The sequence below is a fragment of the Enterobacter sp. CFEC122 genome (genome assembly GCF_052983755.1).
The window spans coordinates 1-1,331 of record NZ_JBRIQR010000116.1 but is presented as its reverse complement, the minus strand read 5'-3'; the positions used below and the strand labels follow the sequence as shown (position 1 = coordinate 1,331).

1 protein-coding gene is annotated in these 1,331 nt (G+C 53.9%); it reads left to right on the top strand.

Going from position 1 to position 1,331, the window contains the following annotated elements:
* Positions 1 to 91 precede the first annotated feature (91 nt).
* Positions 92 to 1,320 (top strand): IS3-like element ISEc27 family transposase gene (locus ACVCAM_RS26375; RefSeq protein ID WP_148116659.1). Its coding sequence is split into 2 segments (ribosomal slippage): positions 92 to 407 and positions 407 to 1,320, totalling 1,230 coding nucleotides; the frame shifts between segments, so codons are not numbered across the junction.
* Positions 1,321 to 1,331 lie beyond the last annotated feature (11 nt).

Below are 1,331 nucleotides of genomic sequence, written 5' to 3'. Positions count from 1 at the left end.
TAGACTGGCCCCCTGAATCTCCAGACAGTTGGTATCACTTAAGTTAGTGATAGTCTTAATACTAGTTTTTAGACTAGTCGTTGGAGTCCGAATGATTGATGTTTTAGGTCCAGAGAAGCGCAGACGGCGAAGTGTTCAGGAAAAAATCGCCATTGTTCAGCAGAGTTTTGAGCCCGGAATGACCGTGTCGCTGGTCGCCCGTCAGCATGGCGTTGCTGCCAGTCAGCTGTTCCTGTGGCGTAAGCAGTATCAGGAAGGCAGCCTTACAGCCGTTGCCGCAGGAGAACAGGTTGTGCCCGCGTCGGAGCTGGCATCTGCGATGAAGCAAATTAAAGAGCTGCAACGCCTGTTGGGCAAGAAAACCATGGAAAACGAGCTGCTAAAAGAAGCCGTTGAATATGGCCGACAAAAAAAGTGGATAGCGCACGTGCCCTTGTTGCCGGAGGATGGCGAATAAGCCTTGTCAGTCGTTGCCTCCGGGTCTCACGTGCGCAACTGCATGCCATGGCCCGTCGGTCGAAGGACTGGCAGGATCGTCGGTGCAAGCGCAAGCCTGATGATACTGACGCGCTGGCCCGTATCCATACCGTTATCGGCGATCTGCCCACCTATGGTTATCGTCGGGTATGGGCACTGCTGCGCAGACAATCAGAAACTGACGACATGGCGGTGATCAATGCCAAACGCGTATACCGCATCATGCGTCAGAATGCGCTGCTGCTTGAGCGTAAACCGGAAATACCGCCATCGAAGCGGGCGCATACAGGGAAAGTGGCCGTTGGAGAAAGTAACCAGCGGTGGTGCTCTGACGGCTTCGAGTTCAGCTGTGATAACGGTGAAAAACTGCGGGTCACGTTCGCTCTGGACTGTTGCGATCGCGAGGCACTTTACTGGGCGGCCAGTAACGGTGGATATGACAGTGAAACCGTGCAGGACGTCATGCTGGGTGCCGTGGAGCGTCGTTTCGGTAACAGCCTGCCGACATCCCCAGTTGAGTGGCTGACAGACAACGGTTCAGCCTACCGTTCTTATCAGACGCGTCAGTTCGCCAGAATGGTAGGACTGGAGCCTAAACATACGGCGGTACGTAGCCCGGAAAGCAACGGGATGGCAGAGAGCTTCGTGAAAACGATGAAGCGCGATTACATCAGCATCATGCCGAAACCCGACGGGTTAACAGCGGTAAAGAACCTTGCGGAGGCCTTCGAACATTACAACGAATGGCATCCGCATAGTGCACTGGGGTATCGTTCGCCACGGGAATATCTGCGGCGGCGAACCAGTAATGGGTTAAGTGATAAAAAGTGTATGGAAATATAGGGGCCAATCCA